General features: G+C 73.7%; 21 protein-coding genes. 12 read left to right on the top strand and 9 right to left on the bottom strand.

Annotated elements, in window-relative coordinates; genetic code table 11:
• Window positions 1-4: 4 nt before the first annotated feature.
• Both BMX74_RS04385 and BMX74_RS04380 read left to right on the top strand, forming a co-directional pair.
• Window positions 5-1,534 (top strand): helix-turn-helix domain-containing protein, encoded by a 1,530-nt coding sequence (locus BMX74_RS04385; protein WP_055501730.1) that lies wholly within the window; start codon window positions 5-7, stop codon window positions 1,532-1,534.
• Window positions 1,535-1,639: 105 nt separating this feature from the next.
• Window positions 1,640-2,731 carry a tyrosine-type recombinase/integrase gene (locus BMX74_RS04380; RefSeq protein WP_091098458.1) on the top strand — a complete coding sequence of 364 codons (1,092 nt, stop codon included), beginning with the start codon at window positions 1,640-1,642 and terminating at the stop codon, window positions 2,729-2,731.
• 26 nt (window positions 2,732-2,757) lie between these two features.
• On the opposite strand, the gene BMX74_RS04375 is transcribed toward BMX74_RS04380, so the two are convergent.
• Window positions 2,758-3,009, bottom strand: coding sequence for a helix-turn-helix domain-containing protein (locus BMX74_RS04375; RefSeq protein WP_055501728.1), 252 nt, complete (start codon window positions 3,007-3,009; stop codon window positions 2,758-2,760).
• 373 nt (window positions 3,010-3,382) lie between these two features.
• On the opposite strand from BMX74_RS04375, the gene BMX74_RS04370 reads away from it, so the two are divergent.
• Window positions 3,383-4,078, top strand: coding sequence for a P-loop nucleotide/nucleoside kinase family protein (locus BMX74_RS04370; protein WP_256256768.1), 696 nt, complete (start codon window positions 3,383-3,385; stop codon window positions 4,076-4,078).
• A gap of 406 nt (window positions 4,079-4,484) precedes the next feature.
• On the opposite strand, the gene BMX74_RS04360 is transcribed toward BMX74_RS04370, so the two are convergent.
• From BMX74_RS04360 to BMX74_RS44855, 3 genes are all read right to left on the bottom strand, one after another.
• Entirely contained in the window at window positions 4,485-5,345 is an 861-nt protein-coding gene (locus tag BMX74_RS04360; protein WP_091098455.1) for a haloalkane dehalogenase, read from the bottom strand.
• Between the two features lie 56 nt (window positions 5,346-5,401).
• Window positions 5,402-6,217, bottom strand: coding sequence for an NAD(P)H-binding protein (locus BMX74_RS04355; RefSeq protein WP_091098452.1), 816 nt, complete (start codon window positions 6,215-6,217; stop codon window positions 5,402-5,404).
• 1,442 nt (window positions 6,218-7,659) lie between these two features.
• Window positions 7,660-8,145 carry a carboxymuconolactone decarboxylase family protein gene (locus BMX74_RS44855; protein ID WP_218153871.1) on the bottom strand — a complete coding sequence of 162 codons (486 nt, stop codon included), beginning with the start codon at window positions 8,143-8,145 and terminating at the stop codon, window positions 7,660-7,662.
• A gap of 192 nt (window positions 8,146-8,337) precedes the next feature.
• Between BMX74_RS44855 and BMX74_RS44850 the strand changes: the two genes are divergently transcribed.
• The 4 genes from BMX74_RS44850 (at window position 8,338) to BMX74_RS04335 (ending at window position 11,340) form a co-directional block, all read left to right on the top strand.
• Window positions 8,338-9,252 (top strand): RNA polymerase sigma-70 factor, encoded by a 915-nt coding sequence (locus tag BMX74_RS44850; RefSeq protein WP_218153870.1) that lies wholly within the window; start codon window positions 8,338-8,340, stop codon window positions 9,250-9,252.
• A 103-nt stretch (window positions 9,253-9,355) separates the two neighbouring features.
• Window positions 9,356-9,964 carry a PadR family transcriptional regulator gene (locus BMX74_RS04345; protein WP_055501723.1) on the top strand — a complete coding sequence of 203 codons (609 nt, stop codon included), beginning with the start codon at window positions 9,356-9,358 and terminating at the stop codon, window positions 9,962-9,964.
• Window positions 9,961-10,764: an alpha/beta fold hydrolase gene (locus tag BMX74_RS04340; RefSeq protein ID WP_091098448.1), complete on the top strand. Its 804-nt coding sequence runs from the start codon at window positions 9,961-9,963 to the stop codon at window positions 10,762-10,764. The genes BMX74_RS04345 and BMX74_RS04340 overlap by 4 nt, the downstream gene beginning before the upstream one ends.
• A gap of 12 nt (window positions 10,765-10,776) precedes the next feature.
• Complete coding sequence (locus BMX74_RS04335) at window positions 10,777-11,340, top strand: GNAT family N-acetyltransferase (RefSeq protein ID WP_091098446.1); 564 nt, start codon at window positions 10,777-10,779, stop codon at window positions 11,338-11,340.
• A gap of 8 nt (window positions 11,341-11,348) precedes the next feature.
• Here the strand turns inward: BMX74_RS04335 and BMX74_RS04330 are convergent, their stop codons facing one another.
• On the bottom strand, window positions 11,349-12,185 hold the full coding sequence (locus BMX74_RS04330) for a MerR family transcriptional regulator (RefSeq protein WP_256256767.1): 837 nt from the start codon (window positions 12,183-12,185) through the stop codon (window positions 11,349-11,351).
• Between the two features lie 91 nt (window positions 12,186-12,276).
• On the opposite strand from BMX74_RS04330, the gene BMX74_RS04325 reads away from it, so the two are divergent.
• From BMX74_RS04325 to BMX74_RS04315, 3 genes are read left to right on the top strand one after another with little or no spacing between them, the layout of a single operon-like run.
• Entirely contained in the window at window positions 12,277-13,044 is a 768-nt protein-coding gene (locus tag BMX74_RS04325) for a MerR family transcriptional regulator (protein WP_091098440.1), read from the top strand.
• 42 nt (window positions 13,045-13,086) lie between these two features.
• On the top strand, window positions 13,087-13,464 hold the full coding sequence (locus BMX74_RS04320) for an ArsR/SmtB family transcription factor (protein ID WP_091098439.1): 378 nt from the start codon (window positions 13,087-13,089) through the stop codon (window positions 13,462-13,464).
• Complete coding sequence (locus BMX74_RS04315) at window positions 13,461-14,246, top strand: SRPBCC family protein (RefSeq protein WP_218153869.1); 786 nt, start codon at window positions 13,461-13,463, stop codon at window positions 14,244-14,246. Before BMX74_RS04320 ends, BMX74_RS04315 begins: the two co-directional genes overlap by 4 nt.
• A gap of 61 nt (window positions 14,247-14,307) precedes the next feature.
• Here BMX74_RS04315 and BMX74_RS04310 read toward each other — a convergent pair whose 3' ends face one another.
• Window positions 14,308-15,312: a DUF4037 domain-containing protein gene (locus BMX74_RS04310; RefSeq protein WP_256256766.1), complete on the bottom strand. Its 1,005-nt coding sequence runs from the start codon at window positions 15,310-15,312 to the stop codon at window positions 14,308-14,310.
• Window positions 15,313-15,466: 154 nt separating this feature from the next.
• On the opposite strand from BMX74_RS04310, the gene BMX74_RS04305 reads away from it, so the two are divergent.
• On the top strand, window positions 15,467-16,060 hold the full coding sequence (locus BMX74_RS04305; RefSeq protein ID WP_055501716.1) for a dihydrofolate reductase family protein: 594 nt from the start codon (window positions 15,467-15,469) through the stop codon (window positions 16,058-16,060).
• Between the two features lie 34 nt (window positions 16,061-16,094).
• On the opposite strand, the gene BMX74_RS04300 is transcribed toward BMX74_RS04305, so the two are convergent.
• The 3 genes from BMX74_RS04300 to purB are packed head-to-tail and all read right to left on the bottom strand — an operon-like array spanning window position 16,095 to window position 18,872.
• Entirely contained in the window at window positions 16,095-16,610 is a 516-nt protein-coding gene (locus BMX74_RS04300; RefSeq protein WP_055501715.1) for a tetratricopeptide repeat protein, read from the bottom strand.
• Window positions 16,611-16,626: 16 nt separating this feature from the next.
• Entirely contained in the window at window positions 16,627-17,445 is an 819-nt protein-coding gene (locus BMX74_RS04295) for a GNAT family N-acetyltransferase (RefSeq protein WP_218153868.1), read from the bottom strand.
• A complete protein-coding gene (gene purB / locus BMX74_RS04290) occupies window positions 17,442-18,872 on the bottom strand; it encodes an adenylosuccinate lyase (RefSeq protein WP_091098854.1) in 1,431 nt (476 codons plus the stop codon). Before purB ends, BMX74_RS04295 begins: the two co-directional genes overlap by 4 nt.
• A 161-nt stretch (window positions 18,873-19,033) precedes the next feature.
• On the opposite strand from purB, the gene BMX74_RS04285 reads away from it, so the two are divergent.
• Entirely contained in the window at window positions 19,034-20,416 is a 1,383-nt protein-coding gene (locus tag BMX74_RS04285) for a LuxR family transcriptional regulator (RefSeq protein WP_152992306.1), read from the top strand.
• Window positions 20,417-20,458 lie beyond the last annotated feature (42 nt).

Raw genomic sequence — 20,458 nt, 5'->3', positions numbered from 1 at the left:
TCCTGTGGGAGACGACTATCTTGCGCGGATCGGCCGGTTGATCCGCGACGCGCGGCAGCATCGGGGTTGGACGCAACTGCAGCTCGCCGACGCTCTGGGAACGAGCCAGAGCGCGGTGAACCGCATCGAGCGCGGCAACCAGAACATCAGTCTTGAGATGATCGCGCGGATCGGCGAGGCGTTGGACAGCGAGATCGTGTCGCTGGGCTACGCAGGGCCGATGCATCTGCGGGTGGTCGGCGGCCGGAGGCTGTCGGGCAGCATCGACGTCAAGACGTCGAAGAACGCGTGCGTGGCGCTGCTGTGCGCGTCGCTGCTCAACTCCGGCCGGACGATCCTGCGCAAGGTGGCCCGGATCGAGGAGGTGTACCGCATCCTGGAGGTGCTGGCCTCCATCGGGGTACGGGCACGCTGGATCAACGAGGGCAACGACCTGGAGATCGTCCCGCCCGCCCGGCTCGAACTGGAGTCGATGGACACCGAGGCGGCCCGCAGGACGCGCAGCGTCATCATGTTCCTCGGCCCGCTCATGCACCGTACCGACCAGTTCGAGATCCCCTACGCCGGCGGCTGCGACCTGGGCACCCGCACGGTGCAGCCGCACATGACGGCGTTGCGGCACTTCGGGCTGGACATCACCGCGACAGGCGGCTTCTACCACGCCCGGGTGGACCGGGACGTGTCGCCGCGGCGGCCGATCGTGCTGACCGAGCGCGGCGACACGGTGACGGAGAACGCGCTGCTGGCGGCGGCGCGGCACGACGGGGTGACGGTGATCCGCAACGCCTCGTCGAACTACATGGTGCAGGACCTGTGCTTCTTCCTGGAGCAGCTGGGCGTGCGGGTGGAGGGCATCGGCACGACGACGCTGACCGTGCACGGGGTGGCCTCGATCGAGCGGGACGTCGACTACTCCCCCTCCGAGGACCCGGTGGAGGCGATGAGCCTGCTGGCGGCGGCGCTGGTGACCAGCTCGGAGCTGACGATCTGCCGGGTGCCGGTGGAGTTCCTGGAGATCGAGCTCGCGGTGCTGGAGGAGATGGGGCTCGACCACGACCGCGGGCCGGAGTACGCGGCGGCCAACGGGCGCACCCGGCTGGTGGACCTGACGGTGCGGCCGTCGAAGCTGGTCTCCCCCATCGACAAGATCCACCCGATGCCGTTCCCCGGTCTCAACATCGACAACGTGCCGTTCTTCGCGGCGATCGCGGCCTCGGCGCAGGGTTCGACGCTGATCCACGACTGGGTGTACGACAACCGGGCGATCTATCTGACGGAGCTGACGCGGCTGGGCGCGTCGGTGAAGCTGCTCGACCCGCACCGGGTGCTGGTGGAGGGGCCGACGCGCTGGCGCAGCGCGGAGATGATGTGCCCGCCGGCGCTGCGTCCCGCGGTGGTGGTGCTGCTGGCGATGATGGCCGCGGAGGGCACGTCGGTGCTGCGGAACGTGTACGTGATCAACCGGGGGTACGAGGAGCTGGCGGAGCGGCTGAACGCGGTGGGGGCGCGGATCGAGACGTTCCGCGACATCTGACCTCCTTCGCCGGCTTCCCGGTCGCCGCGGGGCGCTGTTTCTGTCGGTGGGGGCCGCTACGGTCGTGCCCGGCGGGTTGTCGGGTACGAGCGGAGGAGGCGGCGGGTGCGGCCTGCGGAGCTGAACCGGTTGACGGTGGCCGAGGCGGCGGCGAGGTACGTGGAGCTGGTGCGGGCCAGGACGGTGACGGGTTCGCTGTCGCCGTCCACGGCCGAGGTGTACGCGCGTGACGTGGCGACGCTGGTGGATCTGGCGGGCGAGGCGACGGTCCTGGACGACCTGACGGGTGAGGACGTCGACGCGATCCTGCTGGCGTTCGCCCGCAGGCCCGACGGCCGCCGCTCCCCCGCCGGTCCGGGCGCCGGTCCGGGTGCCGGTCCGCGTGGCGGCTCGGGTGGCGGCTCGGGTGGGGGTGCCGGCGGGGGGCAGTCGCCGTCGTCGCAGGCGCGGTTCCGCAGGTCGATCTCCGCGCTGTTCAAGCACGCGGCGCTGGCCGGGTGGGTGCAGGTCAACCCGATGGCGCTGGCCACGGTCACGGCGCGGGAGCGGGGCGGGCTGCGTCCCCAGCGGCGGGCGCTGACGCGTGAGCAGGCCGAGGGGCTGATCGGGGCGGCGCAGGCGCTGCCGGGGTCGGGCGCCGGTGAGGGCGGGCGACGCGACCAGCGCACCGAGTTGCGTGACGCGCTGATCGTGCTGCTGCTGGCCACGGTGGGGCCGAGGGTGTCGGAGCTGGTGCGCGCCAACGTCGAGGACTTCTTCACCAACGACGGCGTACGGTACTGGCGGATCTTCGGCAAGGGCGGGCGTACACGGGATGTGCCGTTGCCCGATGACGTGGCGCGGGTGCTGCAGGAGTACCTTGCGCGGGGGCGGCAGGCGGGCGGCGAGGACAAGGCGCTGCTGCTGTCGTGGCGGGGGCGGCGGCTGGCGCGCGGCGACGTGCAGGCGGTGATCGACCGGGTGCAGCGGCGGGTCGATCCCGACCGGCGGCGTTCGGTGACGCCGCACGGGCTGCGTCACACGACGGCGACGCATCTGCTGGCCGACGCGGTGGACATGGACGCGGTGCGGCGGGTGCTGGGGCACAGCGACCTGTCGACGCTGGGGCGTTACCGTGACGAGCTGCCGGGCGAGCTGGAGGTGGCGATGCGGACGCACCCGCTGCTGCGCCGTCCGGGGCCGGCGGCCGGTTCCTAGGCTCCGCCGCCCCGCCCGCGTGTGCGCTAGGTGGGGGTGGGGGTGCTGCGGACGGCGAGGTGGTCGAGGGAGACGCCGAGCACGTCGGCCAGGGAGGCGATGGTGAAGAACGCGGGGGTGGCGATGCGGCCGGTCTCGATCTTGCGGAGGGTCTCCGCGGACATGCCGGCGGCGGCGGCGACCTCGACGATGCTGCGCTCGCCCCGGGCGTTGCGCAGTATGTGACCGAGCTGCTCACCGCGGAGCCGCTCCTCGGGGGTCAGCGGAGGTCGCACCATGGGTCCACTCTATACCCGGCATGCCCGTACCTCGATTTCTATACCGCTTCGGCCGGGGTAGGTGGCGCAGTCGGCGCAGGTCCGGCCGGGTGCACTGGTCGGGCGGGGCGCGGGGGTGTACCGAACGGTGGTTGATCGCGGCCGACGCCCGTGCCGGTGCTGTGGGTTATCGTGGCGGCATGGGTTGCTTCGCCGCTCTGCACATCCGCACCACCGCTTAGCGACGGTATCGCGGTTGCCGTGACCGCTGCGTCATCGCCTGCCCCGCCGGGGGCAGCGCCAGGGCGTACCGCCGGGTCGGTGTCCCGCGGCGGCCCGGTCCCGCGGCTGGCCGTGCTGCCGGATCGTCGTGTCTGATCGGGAGAGCGCATCCATGTCGCAGCAGTTCCCTCCACCGCACCGAGCTCCTTTCCCGCGCGCGCCCGAGGCGTTCCCCGCCGTCGCCGGCGAGCCGGCCGCAGCCGCCGCGCGCGCGAAGCCGACCCATGGCGTGCAGGCCGGACCCGCCCGGCTTCTCCTGATGGTCGGGCTCCCCGGCGCAGGAAAGACCACCCGGGCCGAAGAACTCGCCGCGGCGCACGGCGCGCTGCGGCTGACCCCGGACGAGTGGATGATCTCCCTGTTCGACGGGGCGCAGCCCGACGGCAAGCGCGACGTCCTGGAAGGACGGCTCATCGCGCTGGCCCTGCGGGCGCTGCGGCTGGGCACCGACGTCGTGCTCGACTTCGGGCTCTGGAGCCGCGACGAACGGTCGGCGCTGCGCCGGCTGGCGGCGTCGGCCGGGGCGGCCTGCCAAGTGATCTACCTGCCCGTCGACGAGGACGTCCAACGCGCCCGGATCGCACACCGCCAGGCGACCGCACCCCACACGACCTTCCCGATGAGCGAGGCGGACCTCGACGAGTGGCGGGAGCGGTTCCAGGCGCCGGATGCCGCCGAACTCGGCGGCGGCGACATCCCCGGTCCGCCGGCGGGGTGGCCGGGCTGGCCGGAGTGGGCCGCGGACCGATGGCCCTCGCTGGCGCACGGCGACGCCTCGGAGGCCTCGTCCCCGTCCCGGCGCGGGTGAGGCTGCGCGATGCGGTGGCGCTGCTGGCCGATGGGCGGACAGCGGTGCCCCTGCACCGGCAGGCCGGGGTGCGTCCGGGCGAGTGGGTGCTGGTGGAGGCGGCACTCTGCTGATCCAGCTGGCCGCCGCCTCGGGGGCGGAGGACGTACTCATGATCAGAGGAGGACTTCCACGTCCTCGCCCCGGCGGCCCGCCACGCCGACGCGGTCGCGCCATGCTGGACGAGCTCCTCGCCTGGGGCGGCGCCTTGAAGACCCTGCGTGACACCTGGCAGGCGGAAGGCAGGTCGGGGGCCGCGTAGGAACCGCGTCCGCTCCGAGCCTCCCGGATGACGCCACCGACGGGCGGCTCGGGAAGGGGCGCGGCGTGTGACGCCTCGCTCCTTCGTGGCCGCCGGCCGGTGCGGTCAGCGCAGGGCGTGCTCGTCGGCCCAGGCGGCGATGTCGGCCGCGATGGCGTGCGGCTGGTCTTCCGGGGTGTGGTGCCCGGCGACCTCGTCGTGCCGGGAGACGTCGAGCGCCGCGATGTGGGACGTGCACCAGTCGATCAGGGCCGGGCCCATCATCGTGCCAGGGCCGGGCGCGAAGGTGATCAGCAGTTTCGGCACCCGGGTGCTGGTGGCCAGCCACCGGTCGTAGGCCTCGATCCTGGCGACGACGTCGGCGGGCCGGCCACCGAGCGGCATCGAACGCGGCCACTGCAGCAGCGGCAGCCGGCTCTCCCTCGTCGGGTAGGGCGCGCGGTAGACGTCGAGGTCGGCCTGGCTGAGCGGGGTCGCGACGGTGCCGGGCAGCGCCTGTTCGATGAAGGCGTTGCCGTCGAGGATCATGCGCTCGCCGACGTCGTCGGTCTTGATGGCGCGGAACAGGTCGCGGCCGCCCTCGGGGAACTCCTGCCACGACATCGGTCTGACGATGGTCTCGGTGAAGGCCACGCCTCGTACGCGGCCGGGGTGGCGGGCGGCCCAGTCGAAGGCGAGGGCGCCGCCCCAGTCGTGGCCGACGAGGATCACCTCGTCGAGGCCGAGGGCGTCGAACCAGGCGTCCAGGTAGCGGGCGTGGTCGGCGAAAGTGTAAGCGATGCCGGGTTTGCCGGATCTGCCCATGCCGATGAGGTCGGGGGCGAGGAGCCGTCCCGGCCCGACGGCCGGGAGAACGTTCCGCCACAGGTGGGAGGAGGTGGGGTTGCCGTGCAGGAAGACCACGGGCGCGCCCGTGCCGAGTTCCTGGTAGTGGATCGCCGAGTCGAGGACGTTCTGGGTGGGCATGGGGACTCCTTGTCGCCGGAGGGGCCGGGCAGGGCGGGCGGATCTGGCGTGTGAGGTCAGCGGAAGGCGGCCAGGTTGCGGGCGGCCCAGGTGGCGAAGGTGCGGGGTGCGCGGCCGAGGACGCGCTCGACGTCCGGGCTGATCCGCTGCTCGGCCGGTGTGGGGGCGCCGAGGATGGCGAGGGTGGCGTCGGCGACCGGTTCGGGCATCAGGTGCAGCATCTGCGCGCGGGCCTCGTCGCGGGACTGTTCGACGAACCGTACGGGCTCGCCCAGCGCCTGGCCGATGGCGGCGGCCCGCTCGCGTGGGGTGAGGAGCTCGGGGCCGGTCAGCTCGTAGGTACGGCTTGCGTGGCCGGGCTCGCGCAGGACGGCGGAGGCGACCTCGGCGATGTCGGCCGGGTCGATGACCGGCAGCCCGACGTCGCCGAACGGCGCGGCGGCCGTGCGCCGGGCGCGGACGCTCTCGGCCCAGGCGTAGGCGTTGGAGGCGAAGCCGCCCGGCCGCAGGATCGTCCACTCCAGCCCGGAGTCTTTTACGGCTTGTTCGAAGGCGGCGGGGTGGCGGTAGCTGTCCGGTCGAGTGCCGGCGCCCTGCGAGGACAGCAGCACGACCCGGCGGACGCCCGCGTGCGCGGCGGTGGCCAGGACGGCGTGCGGGTCGTCGCCCGCCACCAGGAGGAACAGGGCCTCGGCCCCGTCGAACGCGGGCCGCAGGGTGGCGGGGTCGGCCAGGTCGGCCTGGACGTGCCGGACGTTGTGCGGCAGGTCGGCGGCGTTCCTGGAGACGGCGGTCACCTGCTCCCCCGCGGCGGCGAGCAGGCCGGCGAGCTCCCGGCCGACGTTCCCTGTGGCGCCCGTCACAACGATCATGATTCTTGCTCCGTTGTGAGTTAGTTGACTTACTAAGAACAGACCTTACCGTAGCAGACACGACCGGGCGACCGACACCGAGCCGACGCCTCAGGCCCGGCCCCGCCGGTCCACCGAACCCCCGGCAGCGCCCGTCCAGGCGCGCCGCGCTCGGCCATCCGGCATGAGGTCGCGACTGCCCGTAGTGCTCCGCCGCGACGGGACTGGCGCTCAACGCACGCCGCAGCGGCGGCTCTCCCTTTTCCGCCGGGCTGGTCGGGCCGCTCATCGTGCGGGCCGGGCGGGCACAGCTCCGGAAGCTCGTGACCGTCGGCGAGCCGCGGCGGATACCGGCACGGCCGGAGATCACCTGCCTGATCGCCGAGCGGGACGATCAGCCCGCCGGCTACGTCTCCCGGCTACGTCTCCCGGCTACGTCTCCCGGCTGCGGCTGATCGGCTTCCGGTCCGGCCAGGACCGCTTCGCTCTGGACGATCCGTACGTGGCCGGCGCCGAACACGGCCACCGCCTACGCCGGCAGCTCATGCGCGGGGGCGGCCGCCGAGGCCACGAAGGGCAGGACGAACCGCTGGGAGGTGGCCGAGGCCAACGAAGCGGCGCACAGCCGCACCCGCTCGGTGGTGGCGGCCCAGGTACGGGTTGCAGGTCCCGCCGACGAGGATGCGGTGGAGACCGGAAGGTGTCCTTCACCGGGCCGCCCTCGGAGGGTCCGTCGGTGGCGAACCTCTGGTCCTGCAGGAGCAGCGGGAAGTCGTCGGCACCGTAGCCGGTAGGCAGGCAGGCCGAGCCTGAGGGCGTCGGCCCGTTGCGTACGGCTGTCTGGACGGTGTCGCCCCGGGTGGCGCGAGGCGTCGGACTGAGGAAGGCCGCGGAGAGGCCCCACGGCGGGCGTCTGGTTGCCGGGCAGGATCTGTGTCCGGCCCGCCTGTATGAACGGCTCGAAACGCCGCACGCCGTCCTTGCCCGGCTTGGGGTGAAGCGGCGGGGCGCCCGCAGGGGATTGCCGAGATCGAGCGCGGCCCTCGGAGGTGCGGACCTCGCAGCCATGGACCCGGTGCGGGCCCGGATGTACGGACCGGCAGTGCGGGCCCGGATGTGCGGACCTCGGAAGTGCGGGCCCGGAACCGGCGCCGCAGGACGACGCCAGGCCGGACAGGGCCGCGACGACGAGGAACTCGCCTCGACGCATGGTCGAAACCCGAGGGATCTGTCCGACGCGGCGCCGGCGCGGCCCATCCACGGACCGTGCCGGGCCTGTGCGGCGCAGGGGTCCGGCCCGGCCCGGAGTGGTTGATCCCCGAGCCGGGCCGGCTCGCCCGCCGGTCAGCGCACCGCTCAGTGGCCGGACCGCGCCAGGCTCGCCCGCCGGGTCAGTGCGGTGGTCGGTCCGCTGGTCAGTGCGCTGGTCAGTGCGCCGGCCAGTGCGGTGGCCAGTGCGGTGGTCAGCTAGACATGCCGGCGAACATCCCGGGCTCGTAGGAGCCCCCAACGTTCCGGACGATCACGTTCATCCGGTTCGCCGCGTTGATCATCGCGACCAGGGAGACGAGCGCCGCGATCTGGTCGTCGTCGTAGTGCTTGCGCACCTGCGCCCAGGTCTCGTCGCACACCCCCTGATGCGCGTCCGCGAGCCGCGTGCCCTCCTCGGCCAGCGCCAGCGCCGCCCGCTCGGCCTCGGTGAACACCGTCGACTCCCGCCAGACGGCGGCCAGGTTCAGCCGCACCGTGCTCTCCCCCGCGGCCGCGGCGTCCTTGGAGTGGAAGTCGACGCAGAAAGCGCAGCCGTTGATCTGGCTGACGCGCAGCATCACCAGGTGCTGGGTGGCCTTGGGCAGCGTCGACTGCTCGATCGCCAGGCTGACGTTGTAGACCCGCTTGGCGATCTTGGCGCCGAGCTCGTTGGCCATCAGGTCGATACGAGGTTCCATGGTGTCGTCCTCACTCGTGGTGGTGGTGTCGCGTGCCGTCGCACGGGACGACCACAAGATGTCGGCCACCCGCCCCCTGTGACAGGACCCCGATGTGACGTGCGCCACCGCGCCGCAGTGTCACAAAGCGGCAGGAGGCGGCGTCCTGTGCATGGCACGGTAGAGAACGAGAACGAACAGCAGGAGCCGGTCATGAGCGAGCACAGCGACACCACCACCAGCCACCCGGACCCCGCCACCGAGGCGTTCGTCGCCCACCGCAACCTGCTGTTCACCGTCGCCTACGAGATGCTCGGCTCCGCCGCCGACGCCGAGGACGCCCTGCAGGAGACCTGGCTGCGATGGTCCGGCGTCGACCTCGACACCGTGCGCGACCAGCGGGCGTACCTGGTCCGGATCGTCACCCGGCAGGCGCTGTCCCGGCTGCGCACGCTCGGCAGGCGCAAGGAGTCCTACGTCGGCCCCTGGCTGCCCGAGCCGCTGCTCACCACACCCGACGTGGCCGAGAACGTCGAACTGGCCGACAGCCTCTCGACGGCCATGCTGCTGGTGCTGGAGACGCTCACCCCCACCGAGCGGGCGGTGTTCGTGCTGCGCGAGGTGTTCGACCTCGACTACGACGAGATCGCCGAAGCCGTCGCCAAGACCCCGGCCACCGTCCGCCAGATCGCCCACCGGGCGCGCACCCACGTCGCCGCGCGCCGCCCGCGCGGCGACGTCTCCCCCGCCGAGACCCGCAGCGCGCTCGACGCCTTCCAGCGGGCGGTCCAGACGGGCGACCTGCGCGGCCTGCTCGACATCCTCGCGCCCGACGTCGTCCTGCTGACCGACGGCGGCGGGGTCGTGCAGGCCGCGCGGACGCCCATCGTGGGGGCCGGCCGGGTGGCCCAGCTCCTGGTGGCCGGGCTGGGCCGGGTCGCCCCCGCGGCGTCGCTGCATCCGGCGCACGTCAACGGGCACCCGGCGCTGATCCTCCGGCTGGACGGCGACCTGCACTCCGTCATCACGCTGCGCATGGACGACGGGCTCGTCACCGGCCTGTACGCCGTGTCCAATCCCGACAAGCTGTCACGCGTGGAGCAGGAAGCCGCCACCCTGCACCGCTGAGCCGTGTCCCCGTGCCCGCCGAGCGTCCCTGACACCTCAGGACGGCACCGGCACCGCGCTCGCCGGACTTGCTAGCCATAACATGACTAGTTAGATTATGACTATGGCGCAGCGTTCCACCCTCGGACTCATCGTGCTCGGGCTGCTCACCGAGGAACCCATGCACGTCTACCGCATGCACAAGCTCATCGAGCGGTACGGCAAGAACCGCGTGGTGAACGTCAGACGCCGGGCGAGCCTCTACCAGACCATCGACCGGCTGACCCGCCTCGGCCTGGTGGAGGTCCTGCAACGACAGAGCACCGACAGCCACCCGGACCGCACCGTCTACGCCATCACCGACCTCGGCCGCGAAACCGCCGAACGCTGGCTGCGCGAGATGCTGCGCACCACGGGCGGCGAGTTCCCCGAGTTCGCCGCGGCCATCTCGGTGCTGGTCGGGCTCCCGCCGGACATCGCACGCAAGGAACTGGAGACCCGCGCCCACGCACTGGCCGCGGCACTGGCGGAGGTGGAGTCGACCCTCAAGGCCTCCCGCGAGGTGCCGCCGCTGTTCCTGCTGGAGGAGGGGTACCGCCGCGCGATGCTCACCGCCGAACTCGACTGGGTCCGCGGCCTGGTCGAGGACCTGCGGCAGGGACGGCTGACCTGGGACGAACCATGGCGGCGCGCAATCGCGGCCGCCCTCGAACCACCGGAGGAAGAGACATGAGCAAGGAGCTGTACCACGAAGTGAAGGGATCGGGCCCGTTACTGCTGCTGATCGCCGGCGGCACCGACGACGCCAGGGACTTCACCGCGATCACACCACTGCTGACCGACCACTACACCGTGATCTCCTACGACTGCCGCGGCATCTCCCGCAGCCGGCCCGACGGCCCGCCTGCCGACGTGTCGATGGAGACGCAGGTGGAGGACGCCCGCTCGGTCCTCGAAGCCGCCGGCGGCGGACCGGCGCACGTCTTCGGCAACAGCAGCGGCGGCCTGACAGCCCTCGCCCTCGCCGCCCGCCACCCCCACCTGGTACGCACGGTGGTCACCCACGAACCACCCGCCATCTCCCTCCTCCCCGCCGACGACCCCCGCAGGAACCTGGGCCGCGAAGTTGACGAGGCCTACCGCAACGGCGGCGTGGGGGCGGCGATGGCGGTCTTCGCGGCCGGCGCCGGCCTCGACAAGTGGGACCCGAACCCGCCCGGCGGAATCACCGAGTCACCCGAGGCGATGACACAGATGCAGGCCAAACTCGCCCGCATGCAGACCAACCTGGAGTTCTTCTTCGGGCACGCGGCACGGTCCTACCTGTCGTACGAGCCCGTCGTGGACCCCCGCAACCACGTCGTGGTGGCAGTCGGCGAGCAGTCGCGCGGACAACTCGCCCACGACACGGCACTGGCCCTGGCCGAACGACTGGGCGTCAGACCGATCACGGTCCCGGGCGGCCATGCGGGCTTCGTCACCCACCCCACCGCATTCGCCCACGAACTCCGCCACATCCTGTCCACGTCCTAAGATCATGGACCCATGAGCCAACCGCCCACACTGTCCGCCGCGCAGATCCCATCGGAACGACTCCTGCTTCGCACAACACTGCACGAAGCCGACCGCGAAGCACTCATCGAGCTCTCCACCGACCCCGAGGTCCGGGCACACCTCGGCGGCCCGCAGCCCCGGCACGAGGTCGAGCAGCGTCTCGACACACGCCTCGCCACCGGCGCCACCACCAGCCCCGGCAGCTACGTCATCGCCGACAACACCACCGACCAGGTCATCGGGACACTGATGCTCGCCCGCCGCGCCACCGACCGCCCCGGGCACGTCACCGAGGACGGCGAGGAACTGGAACTCGGCTACGTCCTACGGCGCAGCGCATGGGGCGCCGGCTTCGCCTTCGAGGCCGCGACCGCCGCCCTGCGCGCCGCGGCCCACGAACTCCCCGACCAGCCCGTCCTGATCGTGACCCAGACCGCGAACAAGCGATCCCTGAAACTCGCCGCCCGCCTCGGCTTCCGCCCCGTCAGCACGTTCGAGGAGTTCGACGCCGAGCAGACCCTCTGCACCGCCCCCCTGTCCACGTTCCGCACCTGACCACAGCCTCACTCCTCCTCCACCTCCACCCACACCCGCGTCACCAGCTCCTCCGGCGGCGTCACCGCCGGATCCGACACGTACACCTCCCGCATCGACCCCCGAACCGCGCGCCGCCGCTCGGCACACCAGGCCAGCACCGCGTGCGCGGTCAACCCCACCTGGTCGTACGGCCCCACATGCGTCGCCGCCGCGAACACCCCTCCCGGCAGCTCCGCCGCCTCCAGACCGCCGCCGCTCTCCCACGCCGCGCTCCCCGCGCCCGGCGAGCCGTCCAGGACGGCCGCCACCATCACCGGCACCGGCTCGTCCAGCTCCACCGGGAACACCCCCACCAGCCGCAACGGCCCCGGAGCCCCCGACGACCGCGCGGCCAGCTCCCCGGTCAGCCGCGCCACCGCCGCCGACGTCACCCGGCCCACGTCCCCCGGCCCCGACGCCAGCCCCCGCACCGCCAGCACCCGCCGCGACGCCTCCCGCACCACCCGCACCTCAGCCGCCGGCAGCCCGTGCGCCATCACCCGCTCCAGCGACGCCAGCGTCCGCCGCCGGCGCTCCAGCTCCGCCTCCAGCGCCTCACGCACCCCTTCAAGCGCGCCCTCCGCGCCCGCCAGCACCCGCCCGATCACCGGCAACGGCACGTCCAGTGACCGCAGCAACCCGATCGACATCGCCACCCGCGCCTGCTCCGGCCGGTAGTAGCGGTAACCCGTGTACGCGTCCACGTACGCCGGCCGCAGCAACCCCAGCTCGTCGTACCGCCGCAACTGCTTGACGCTCAACCGCCCCAGCCGGGCGAACCGCCCGATCGGCAGCAGCTCCCCGTCCTCCCCTGAAAGGTCCACGCCTGAAAGCATGGACCCTCCCCCCGGGGCCGAGTCCACTCGACGGCGGCCGGTTTGACCCTCACGTCACGTCAGGGACGATGCTGGCACCATGAGCCTCTCCGTGGGACAGGCCGCCAGGCTCGCCGGCGTCACCGTCCGCACCCTGCACCACTACGACGAGATCGGCCTGCTCAGCCCGAGCGAGCGCACCGCCGCCGGGTACCGCCGCTACGGCGACGCCGACCTCGTCCGGCTGCAGCAGATCCTGCTCTACCGCGAGCTCGGCTTCCCGCTGGAGGAGATCGCCGTCATCCTCGACGCCCCCCACACGGACGAACTCACCCACCTGCGCCGCCAGCACGAACTCCTCACCCGCAAGGCCGAACGCCTGCACGAGGTCATCGCCGCCGTCGAACGCGCCATGCAGGCCCGCACGCTCGGCCTGAACCTCACCCCGCAGGAACGGCTGGAGGTCTTCGGCGGCTTCCGCCCCTCCGATCACGAGGCCGAGGCGGAACGCCGCTGGGGCGGCGGCGAGCGCTACGAGCAGAGCCGGCGCCGCGTCGCCTCCTACACCAGGGCCGACTGGCTGGAGATCAAGGCGGAGGCGCAGGCCCTCGGACGGGACCTGGCCGCCGCCTGCCGGGCGGGCCTGCCCGCCGACGGGCCCGACGCGATGGACCTGGCCGAGCGCCACCGCGGGCACATCAGCCGCTGGTTCTACGACTGCGGGTACGAGGTGCACCGCGCCCTGGGCGACATGTACGTCGAGGACCCCCGTTTCACCGCCGTGTACGAGGACCTCGCTCCTGGCCTGGCCGGCTACCTGCGCCGGGCCATCCACGCGAACGCCCGGTCCCGCTCCCGCCCCACCTGAATGCCCTTGAAGGCATATAACCGTTGACGTATATTCGGGGGCATGCGTTTCGACGTGCTCGCCGAACCCGCCCGGCGGCAGATCCTCGACCTCCTCCTCGAACGCCCCCGCCTCGTCGGCGAGCTCACCCACCACCTCGGCCTCACCCAGCCCGGCACCAGCAAGCACCTGCGCGTGCTGCGCGAGGCCGGGCTCGTCACCGTGCGCAAGGACGCCCAGCGCCGCTGGTACGAGCTACGCCCCGAACCCCTCGCCGAGATCGACGCCTGGCTCGCCCCCTACCGCCGGCTCTGGACCCACGCCATCGACGCCCTGGAAGACCACCTCGACACCATGCCCGACCACGACACCGCACCCGACACCGCACCTGACACCGCCCCGCCCGGCACGCCGGAGAGCGGCGGAGAGGACCACCCGTGAACGAGAACCTCGTCCTGCACCCCGACGGCCGCACCAGCCTGCGCATGCAGCGCCGCCTGCCGCACCCGCCCGACAAGGTCTGGCGCGCCATCACCGACCCCGCCCACCTCGCCCGCTGGTTCCCCGCCGAGGTCACCATCGACGGCGACCGCATCAGCTACGGCTTCGGCCCCGAAGGCCGCATCACCGGCAGCCAAGCGCCGCGCCTGTTCGCCCACACCTGGGGCGACGACGAACTGCGCTGGGAGATCCAGCCCGACGGCGACGGCAGCCTGCTCACCTTCACGCACACCTTCGCCGACCGCCACGGCGCCGCCAGCTTCGCCGCGGGCTGGCACACCTGCGTCAACGCCCTGCTCGCCGTCCTCGACGACCGGCCCGTCCCCGCACCAGCCGGCACCGCCCGCCTGCACGAGGACTACGTGGCGATCCTCGGCCTCGACCCGGTCACCGCCGCCGACGGCGCCGTACGCGTCGAGCGCCAGCTCACCCGGCCCGCCGACGACGTCTGGCGGCTGCTCGAAGGCGACCGGGCCGAGCCCGGCCTGCGGCCGCCCGCCCCGTTCACCGTCCCCGGCGTGCGGGCGGGAGCCGTCACCCGCGTCGAACCCGCCAAGCTCCTCGACTACGACACCCCGTGCGGGACCGTCCGCTGGGAACTCGTCCAGGGAACAGGCCACGGCGCCCGCCTCGTCGTCACCCAGACCGGCGGCACGGACAGCGGGACCGCCGCCGCCTGGCGCGGCCGTGTCGAGGAGCTGGCCTCGTCCCTCGTCGATTAGGGGTTCTTCTGTTGTGGGTGTCCTGGAGGGACACCCGGCCCCCCGCCTTTACAATGTAGATTCATACGGTGAGGCCGAGCGCGCCCAAGGTAGCCGCGCGCGCCCGGCCCGGCACCGTCAGCACGTCCACCGAGTCCGACACCTGGTCCGCGCACCCCACCAGCGGCAGCCCCCGCACCACCGGGTCCGACACCGCCGCCATCAACGCCCGCGCGAACCGGTCCCCGCCGATCACCCGGAACGGCCGGTCGTGGAAGCCCCGCACCCGCCCGTCCAGGGGCTCGGCCAGCCCCATCCGGTTCTGCAGCGCCGCCAGCCGCCCGTACGCCGCCGCCAGCGCCTCCTCCCGCTCCCGCCACGACCTCGCCGCCACCGCCGCCGCCAGCGACTCCCCCAGCTCCGCCGACCCCGGCAGCCGCGCCAGCGCGCTTCCCAGCCACTTGGCGTACGGCGGATAGCGGCGCCGCAGCAGCAGCGCCAGCCGCATCACCTCCCGCGCCAGCCGCGCCCCCACCACCGCCGAGCCCAGCTCGTCCCCCACCTCGCCGCACCGGCCGGGGAACGGCTCCTCCTGCGCGATCCGCCGCCACTGACAGGCCAGCACGTACCTCCACACGTCACGCGGATACCACGCCAGCGTCTCCCGCACCGCCGCCAGCCCCAGCTCGTCGTGGAACACCTCGCCCCCCGTCACCTCCGCCAGGCTCTGCCACGACGCCGACAGCCAGTCCAGCAGCGACACCCCGCCCCGCGGGTCGAACCCGAGCCGCTCCACCAGCCACGACCCCAGCTCGCCCACCAGCACCCCGGGACGGCGCACCCCGTGATAGCCGAACACCGTCGGGAACCCGCGGAAGCGCTCCGGCAGCCCCGCCGCCACCACCGCCTCCACCTCGGCCACCGCGCCCTCCGGCACGAACAGCAGCACCCTCGGCCCCCAGTCGTGGTCGGCCGAACGCGCCGTGTCGAACTCCAGCACCTCCGAGCCGGGGCCGATCAGCGCGGCGCTGTGCGGCACACCCGCCACCAGCCCCGCCACCGCCTCGCGGTAGAACGCCCGGGACAACTCAATACCTGGCACAAAATCGGACATCACGCCGTCAACTGTGCAACAGCAGGACCCGAACCTCACCCGATTTTCCCCCGCACCCGGCAGCGCACCGGCCCTGACCAGCGCCGATGCGTATCATCGGAGGGACGCCGAGACCGGGGGGTATGCGTTGAGCAAGGTCGTCGCCGACATCTCCGTTTCGCTGGACGGGTTCGCCACCGGCCCCGACCCCGACATCGAGCACGGCCTCGGCCGGGGCGGCGAACTGCTGCACGCCTGGGCACGGCGGCCCACCGACATCGACGCCCGCCTGCTGGAGACCGCCACCGCCGCCACCGGCGCCCTCGTCATGGGCCGGCGCACCTTCCAGGTGGTCGACGGCCCGTACGGCTGGAGCGAGACCCGCGGCTACGGCGCCCGCGGCCCCCACCGCACGCCCCCCGTGTACGTCGTCACCCACGAGCCGCCCGCCACAGTCCGGCTCACCGGCCGCTACACGTTCGTGACCGGCGGGCTCATCGAGGCCGTCACCCGGGCCCGCGCCGCCGCCGGGAACGCCGACACCGTCATCATGGGCGGCGCCGCCACCATCCGCCAGGCCGTCGACGGCGGCCTGCTCGACGAGCTGCGCCTGCACCTCGCGCCCATCCTGCTCGGCTCGGGCACGCCGCTGTTCGCCCACGCCAGGCCCTGCCAGTGGGAGCCGTCGGAGGTCCACTTCTCCCCCCTGGCCACCCACCTCACCTACCACCCGCTCACCTGACCGGCCGCACGGCCGGATGTCACCCGGCCGGATCTCACACGGTGGCGTCCAGGTCCGCGGCGTAGAACTCGATGGCGCGCCGGTAGCGGCGCACCCCCTCGTCGTCGCTGGTGGCCGCGAGCAGGCCGAGCAGCAGCCGCATCGCCTCGCCGTGCCCGCCCGCGTTGTGCAGCGCCATCGCCAGGAACGCGCGCAGCGCCCCGTCCTGCGGGAACTCCTCCACGCCGCGCCGCAGCGTCTCCACCGCCTCGGCGTAGCGGCCCAGCACCCGGTACGTGCTGCCCAGCCCGAGCAGCGCGCCGCGCCGGTCCTCCGGCGACAGGCCGGGCCCGGCGAGGCTGCGCTCGTAGAACGGCACCGCCTCCGCCTCCAGGCCGAGCACGTCGTGCGCCCAGGCCGTCTGGTAGGCCACCTCGGCGTCGCCGGGGTGCTCGCCCGCCAGCCGCACCAGCAGCGACCTGGCCCGCTCGTGCTCCCCCCGCTCGCGCAGCCCGACCGCCTCGGCCAGCCGCTCGTCCCTGCCCGGCGAACTGTCGCCCTCCGCCCGCATGCCCTGCGCCTCCCTGTCAGGTGCCCGGTACGTACGCCGCCAGCACCCGGCGCCGGCGGAAACCGATCCGCTCGTACACGGCGACCGCCGCCGGGTTGTCGTCGTCGACCATCAGGGCCGCCCGGCCGTGCTCGGCCACCAGCCGCGCCGCCACCCACCGGCACACCCGCCCGGCCAGTCCCCGGCCGCGCAGCGCCGCGGCGGTGGCGACGCCGGCCAGCAGGCCCACCGTGGGCGCCGACCAGGCGTCGGCCGCGACCGCAGCGAGCGTCCCGCCGGCGCGCACGCCCGCCCAGCGGCGCACCCCGGGGGCGCCCGGCACGGCGTACGACTCCGGCGCGCCGGCCGCCAGCAGCGCCGCCACCTCGCCGTGCGCCTCGGGCCCCAGCCACCTGACAGCCTCGCCGGACGCGCCGGCAGGGCCGCCAGGGCCGTCCTGGCCGTCGGGTGCGGCGTCCAGGGCGAGGGCGCGGGCGGGCGGGCCGTCCAGGGTCATCCAGGAGAACCCTCCGGCCACCTCCAACCCCTCCACCTCGGCCACGACGTCACGCACCAGCTCCGCCTCGCCGAACGGCCGGTAGTGCGGCCCCAGCTCGGCCAGGGCGTGCCGCAGCAGCACGGCCGCGCACGCCACGCCGCCCCACACCGCCACCCGGTCACGCCGCGACACCTCGGGGCAGGCGGCCACGACCGCGTCGCCCATCGCCCAGGCCCGCGCGCCGCCGCGGAGGTCCTGCGCCGTCCACATCACCAGGTCGTCGTCGCCGCAGGCCACACGCACCTCCTCCAGGTCGCGCAGCTCCCGCGGCCCCGACGTGAGGAGGCCTCCCGTCACAGGATCGCGCCGGGCCGGTACGCCGCCGCCTCCGGGTGCTCCCGCACCACCTCGGCCACCCGGGCCGCGACCTCGCGCACCTGCTCGGCCGCCGCGCCGGTGAACGACACGCGGTCGGCCAGCAGCCCGTCCAGCGCGGCGCGGTCCAGCGGGAACCGCTCGTCGGCGGCGAGCCGGTCGAGCAGCTCGTTGGCGGCGCCACGCGAGCGCATCGCCAGCGCCGACGCCACCGCGTGCTCCTTGATCAGTTCGTGCGCCTGCTCCCGGCCCACCCCGGCGCGCACCGCCGCCATCAGCATCTTGGTCGTCGCCAGGAACGGCAGGTAGCGGTCGAGCTCGGCGGAGACGACCGCGGGGAAGGCGCCGAACTCGTCCAGCACCGTCAGCATCGTCTCCACCAGGCCGTCGAAGGCGAAGAACGCGTCGGGCAGCGCCACCCGGCGCACCACCGAGCACGACACGTCGCCCTCGTTCCACTCGTCGCCCGCCAGCTCGCCCACCATCGAGGCGTAGCCGCGCAGCACGACGGTCAGGCCGTTCACGCGCTCGCAGGAGCGGGTGTTCATCTTGTGCGGCATCGCCGACGAGCCGACCTGGCCCTCCTTGAAGCCCTCGGTGACCAGCTCGTGCCCGGCCATCAGCCGGATCGTCTTGGCCAGCGACGACGGCGCCGCCGCCAGCTGCACCAGCGCGGTGACCACCTCGAAGTCGAGCGAGCGCGGGTAGACCTGGCCGACGCTGGTGAAGCGCCGCTCGAACCCCAGGTGGGCCGCCACCCGCTCCTCCAGCTCGGCCAGCTTGCCGCGGTCGCCGCCCAGCAGGTCGAGCATGTCCTGCGCGGTGCCGACCGGGCCCTTGATGCCGCGCAGCGGGTAGCGGGAGATCAGCTCCTCCAGCCGCCGGTACGCCACCAGCAGCTCGTCGGCCGCCGACGCGAACCGCTTGCCCAGCGTGGTGGCCTGCGCGGCGACGTTGTGCGAGCGGCCCGCCATGACCGTGGCCTCGTGCTCGGCGGCCAGCGCGGCCAGGCGCGCCAGCAGCGCCACCACCCGGTCGCGCACCATTAGCAGGCTGTCGCGGATCTGCAGCTGCTCGACGTTCTCGGTGAGGTCGCGCGAGGTCATGCCCTTGTGGACCTGCTCGTGCCCGGCCAGCGCGTTGAACTCCTCGATGCGCGCCTTGACGTCGTGGCGTGTCACCCGCTCCCGGTCGGCGATGGAGCCGAGGTCGACCTGCTCGACGACCTTCTCGTAGTCGGCGACCGCGCCTTCGGGCACCGCGACGCCCAGCTCGGCCTGCGCCCGCAGCACCGCCAGCCACAGCCGCCGCTCGGCGATCACCTTGTGCTCGGGGGACCACAGGCGGGCCAGCTCCGGCGAGGCGTAACGGGCGGCCAGGACATCGGGGATACGCGGCTTGGAAGTCACGTTGGACAAGTTTATGCAGACCCGGCCGCCTCCCCCTCCGCCAGGTGCCGCAACGGACCGGCCGGCCGCCGGCCCCTTGTCGTCGCAGGTCCGCGCCGGTCAGGATGGAGGTACGGGCGGCGCGGCCCCCGCCACCGGGGCGTGCCGCCGCCGTGAACAGCATGGACAGCACGCCAGCCGACAGGCTCCACCCGACTCCGGCCGGATTCCCGGCAGGGGCCGGGAGCCGCGTGCCGGTGCTGCCGGGCGGCGAGCCCGTCATCACCGCCCGCCTCACCCCTCCGCGCCTGCCTGCGACGTTCGTGGGCCGGCGCAGGCTCGCCGCCCGCGGCGACGTCCCGCTCGTCGTGGTCACCGGCCCCGCGGGGGCGGGCAAGACGCTGCTGGCCGCCGACTGGGCCGCCACCGGCGTCCTCGGCGGGACCACCGCGTGGCTGTCGCCCCAGCCGCGCGACGCCGCTCCCGAGGTCTTCTGGACGTACGTGCTGGAGGCGCTGCGCCGCCACGGCGTGGCGCCCGAGGGCGTGGACGGTCCGTCGCTCGCCCGTGGCCGCGCGCCGGCGTCCCGGCTGGCCGCGTACCTGTCCCTGCGGGAGGAGCCGGTGGTGCTGGTGATCGACGCGTTCGACCGGGTCGCGTCCCCGCAGACGGCCGCCGGACTGCACGCGCTGCTGCGCGACGCGGGCGGAGGGCTGCAGCTGGTCCTGACGTCGAGGACGCCGCCGGGGCTGCCGCTGCACCGCTATCGCGCCGCCGGGGAGCTCGCCGAGGTCACCGGCCGCGACCTGGCCTTTCAGGCAGCGGAGACGGCCGCCCTGCTGGCCCGCCACGGCCTCCCCCCGACCGTGGAGCAGGCCCGCGTCCTGACCTCGCGTACGGAGGGGTGGGCGGCGGGGCTGCGGCTGTGGGCGCTGGCCGCGACGCGGGCCGCCGATCCCGCCGCCGTCCTGGACGACGTCGAGGCTGGCCACGCGGCAGTCGCGGACTTCCTGCTGGCGGAGGTGCTGGACGTCCAGCCGGCGCCGGTCCAGGACCTGCTGCTGCGCACCAGCGTCCTGCGGCGGATCCACCCCGCGCTGGCCGACGCGCTCACCGGCCGCGACGACGCCGCGCCGATCCTGGGCGGGCTGCGGCGGGCGAACGCGTTCGTCGAGGCCGCGGGCCGCTCATGGTACCGGTGCGCTCCGCTGTTCTCCGGAGTGCTGCGGGCCCGGCTGCGGGAGCGGCATCCCGGGCTGGAGGAGGAGCTGTGCCGCCGGGCGCGGGAGTGGCTGCGCGAGAGGTCCCCGGGCCCGTCCCCGCCGGCCTCGGGCGGGGACCGGGACGGGCGGGAGGGCCGCGTCACGGTGGTGGAGCCGTTGAGCGAGCGCGAGCACGACGTCCTGGAGCGGGTCGCCGAACTGATGTCCACCGAGGAGATCGCCGCGGACCTCTTCCTGTCGGTCAACACCGTCAAGACCCACCTGAAGAGCATCAACAGGAAGCTGTGCGCCAGCCGCCGCGGCGAGGCGGTGCGCCGGGCCCGGCGGCTGAAGCTGCTGTGACGCCTCCCCCTCCTGCCGGCTCACGCCGCCCGGGAGGCGGGG

The sequence above is a fragment of the Nonomuraea pusilla genome, assembly GCF_900109355.1.
Classification (GTDB): Bacteria; Actinomycetota; Actinomycetes; order Streptosporangiales; family Streptosporangiaceae; genus Nonomuraea; species Nonomuraea pusilla.
This window is presented reverse-complemented; position numbering and strand designations above follow the sequence as displayed.

What these genes read in the sequence shown, in the direction of transcription:
- BMX74_RS04375 (WP_055501728.1), bottom strand. Translation starts at nt 3,009, where the DNA reads ATGGTGCGACCTCCGCTGACCCCCGAGGAGCGGCTCCGCGGTGAGCAG.
- BMX74_RS04370 (WP_256256768.1), top strand. Translation starts at nt 3,383, where the DNA reads ATGTCGCAGCAGTTCCCTCCACCGCACCGAGCTCCTTTCCCGCGCGCG.
- BMX74_RS04360 (WP_091098455.1), bottom strand. Translation starts at nt 5,345, where the DNA reads ATGCCCACCCAGAACGTCCTCGACTCGGCGATCCACTACCAGGAACTC.
- BMX74_RS04355 (WP_091098452.1), bottom strand. Translation starts at nt 6,217, where the DNA reads ATGATCGTTGTGACGGGCGCCACAGGGAACGTCGGCCGGGAGCTCGCC.
- BMX74_RS44855 (WP_218153871.1), bottom strand. Translation starts at nt 8,145, where the DNA reads ATGGAACCTCGTATCGACCTGATGGCCAACGAGCTCGGCGCCAAGATC.
- BMX74_RS44850 (WP_218153870.1), top strand. Translation starts at nt 8,338, where the DNA reads ATGAGCGAGCACAGCGACACCACCACCAGCCACCCGGACCCCGCCACC.
- BMX74_RS04345 (WP_055501723.1), top strand. Translation starts at nt 9,356, where the DNA reads ATGGCGCAGCGTTCCACCCTCGGACTCATCGTGCTCGGGCTGCTCACC.
- BMX74_RS04340 (WP_091098448.1), top strand. Translation starts at nt 9,961, where the DNA reads ATGAGCAAGGAGCTGTACCACGAAGTGAAGGGATCGGGCCCGTTACTG.
- BMX74_RS04335 (WP_091098446.1), top strand. Translation starts at nt 10,777, where the DNA reads ATGAGCCAACCGCCCACACTGTCCGCCGCGCAGATCCCATCGGAACGA.
- BMX74_RS04325 (WP_091098440.1), top strand. Translation starts at nt 12,277, where the DNA reads ATGAGCCTCTCCGTGGGACAGGCCGCCAGGCTCGCCGGCGTCACCGTC.
- BMX74_RS04320 (WP_091098439.1), top strand. Translation starts at nt 13,087, where the DNA reads ATGCGTTTCGACGTGCTCGCCGAACCCGCCCGGCGGCAGATCCTCGAC.
- BMX74_RS04300 (WP_055501715.1), bottom strand. Translation starts at nt 16,610, where the DNA reads ATGCGGGCGGAGGGCGACAGTTCGCCGGGCAGGGACGAGCGGCTGGCC.
- BMX74_RS04285 (WP_152992306.1), top strand. Translation starts at nt 19,034, where the DNA reads ATGGACAGCACGCCAGCCGACAGGCTCCACCCGACTCCGGCCGGATTC.